The sequence below is a fragment of the Ammoniphilus soli genome (assembly GCF_040813775.1).
Map to the genome: position 1 here is coordinate 1 of NZ_JBEGDL010000095.1, position 2,571 is coordinate 2,571.

A 2,571-nucleotide genomic window follows, 5' to 3' on the forward strand; every position below is an offset into this window, starting at 1 on the left:
TTACAATAACTCCAACAAAAATAAGCATTAATCCTACTTGATTAATGCACCCATTAGTTTAAGTGCAACCCTTCACATACAACATTTTTATTAAAGAGGGAAGGACACATTTTCCTCCTCATTCCTTAATAAACAAGAGAGTTTTTTTATGCGGTAATTCTATATAATCCTGTCTAATAAATCCCCCACTTTTTCTGCCATTTCCTGCGGTGGATAAGGCATGCCATTTTTTAGCCACCATTCCACTACACCTACGTAAGCATTTGCAACAAATTCGGCAACTATATCTTTATTTTGACCGAGATTTTTGCCTTTTGTTACATCTACGTCTTTTTTGAATTCTTCGATATTATGTTGAACAAACCGGCTACGAAAATACGGAGCTCCTTCACTCGCCAACATCGTCGAAAAAAATAAATAATTACTTTCAAGATATTCCATGCAGAGTACAGTCGCTTCAATCCAATCCATTTCAGCTTCCAACTCACAAAGATTAGCCATGTTCCAGATATGTTCTTCGATGATCTTATCCAACAGGTCAAATTTATCCAAGTAATGAAGATAAACAGTTGCGCGGTTAATATTTGCCCTGTCAGAAATATCCTGAATGGTAATGCTATCGAAATTTTTTTCAGACATTAATTCAAGGAACGCTTTTTTAATTGCTTCTTGGGTTCTTGCTACCCTTCTATCTACTTTTGTCATGTTAAAATCACCCTGCTTTCTTGAAATAATCAACAATTTTTATCGTTTTGTTGTGTAAACAACAAAACTGATTAAATTAACGATTTCTATGCCTTGTTTTGTTTATATTTATATAATAAATTATTTACAGATGTCGAGAAAGCATCAATTGTAGTTTTTGTTTAATATGAAAGGATGAACAAACGAAATGACAATTGAAAACAAAGTGGTTGTAATTACAGGCGCAAGTTCAGGTATTGGGGAAGCCACAGCTAAGCTGTTAGCTGAGAAAGGTGCAAAAGTTGTACTTGGTGCAAGACGTGAAGAGCGTTTAGCAAAATTAGTTGAAGAAATTAGATCGAACGGTGGTCAAGCGGCTTATCGCGTCACAGATGTTGTTAATCCAGATGAAAGTCAGCAGCTTGTTCAACTAGCTAAAGACACTTTTGGTGGTGTCGATGTAATCTTCTTGAACGCTGGAATAATGCCTAATTCACCACTATCCGAATTAAAAACTGACGAGTGGAACAGTATGGTTGACGTTAATATTAAAGGTGTATTGAATGGTATCGCCGCAGTATTGCCAACATTTACATCGCAAAAGTCTGGACATATCATCACTACTTCATCAGTAGCTGGGCTTAAAGCTTACCCAGGCGGTGCGGTTTATGGCGCAACAAAGTGGGCTGTTCGTGATTTAATGGAAGTTTTGCGTATGGAATCTGCCCAAGAAGGTACGAACATCCGCACAGCAACTATTTATCCAGCAGCGATCAACACGGAATTGTTGGATACGATTACTGATAAGAATATTTCAGAAGGTATGACTGCGTTGTACGAACAATATGGTATTACACCTGATCGAGTTGCCAATGTTGTGGCATTCGCGATTGATCAGCCAGAAGATACGAACATTAATGAGTTTACAATTGGACCAACACGTCAACCTTGGTAATAATTACAAGATAAGATAAAACTAAGAGCTATTCATTTTCTAAAACTTAGGCTGTCGAGAAGACCTTGACAGCCTTTTAATTTCTTCTCAGTATTTTATACAGGTTTTAATTGGAAAAATCTCCTCTGCTCAAAACTATTAGCCGAAAAATGGAGGAATTAAAATGTCAAAGGATATAAAAGTTGCACTTGTCACTGGCGGAAATAGAGGAATTGGATATGAGTTGGTCAAACAATTAGCTTTGAAAGGTTTTAAGGTGATATTGGCAAGTCGGGATCCAGAGAAGGGTCATAAAGCGATACAAAAACTTAGGGAGTCAAATCTGGACGTTTCGTTTGTATCGATAGATGTAGATAATCATGAAAGCATCCGTCAAGCTTCGACTACAGTAAATGAGCGTTATGGAAGATTAGACGTATTGATTAATAATGCTGGCGTGTATCTGGATGAGAATAAAAAGTTAGTGGCTATGGACCCTTCCATTCTGCAGAAAACAATGGCAACCAATTTCTTTGGAGTTTACCATGTGATTCGTTCCTTTATTCCCCTCATGGAGAAACAAGGCTATGGGAGAATTCTTAATGTTTCCTCAGAATATGGGGCGATGAGCGAGATGTCACATCCAGGAGTAGGAGCTTATAAGTTGTCTAAATTTGCCCTAAATGGATTGACACGATTGCTAGCTGCAGAAATCCATGGTGATATCAAGATAAATGCAGTCGATCCGGGATGGGTGAGCTCCGATATGGGTGGACCATCTGCTCCAAGAACCCCTGTTCAAGCAGCCGAATCTATCCTTTGGTTAGCGACGATTGGACCTGAAGGACCTAACGGAGGATCCTTCAGAGATGGAAAACGAATCGAATGGTAACAATACAGTATGAGCAAATTATTTGGTGTTTAAGTATGGTTCGATGAAACCAGATTTTGTA

3 protein-coding genes are annotated in these 2,571 nt (G+C 38.1%); 2 read left to right on the forward strand and 1 reads right to left on the reverse strand.

Features of this window, described 5'->3' with window-relative positions; genetic code table 11:
- Window positions 1–159 precede the first annotated feature (159 nt).
- Window positions 160–705 carry a TetR/AcrR family transcriptional regulator gene (locus tag ABLT31_RS38245; protein WP_367760952.1) on the reverse strand — a complete coding sequence of 182 codons (546 nt, stop codon included), beginning with the start codon at window positions 703–705 and terminating at the stop codon, window positions 160–162.
- Window positions 706–892: 187 nt separating this feature from the next.
- On the opposite strand from ABLT31_RS38245, the gene ABLT31_RS38250 reads away from it, so the two are divergent.
- Both ABLT31_RS38250 and ABLT31_RS38255 read left to right on the forward strand, forming a co-directional pair.
- Window positions 893–1,639 (forward strand): SDR family oxidoreductase, encoded by a 747-nt coding sequence (locus tag ABLT31_RS38250; protein ID WP_367760953.1) that lies wholly within the window; start codon window positions 893–895, stop codon window positions 1,637–1,639.
- A 163-nt stretch (window positions 1,640–1,802) separates the two neighbouring features.
- Complete coding sequence (locus ABLT31_RS38255; protein WP_367760954.1) at window positions 1,803–2,510, forward strand: SDR family oxidoreductase; 708 nt, start codon at window positions 1,803–1,805, stop codon at window positions 2,508–2,510.
- Window positions 2,511–2,571 lie beyond the last annotated feature (61 nt).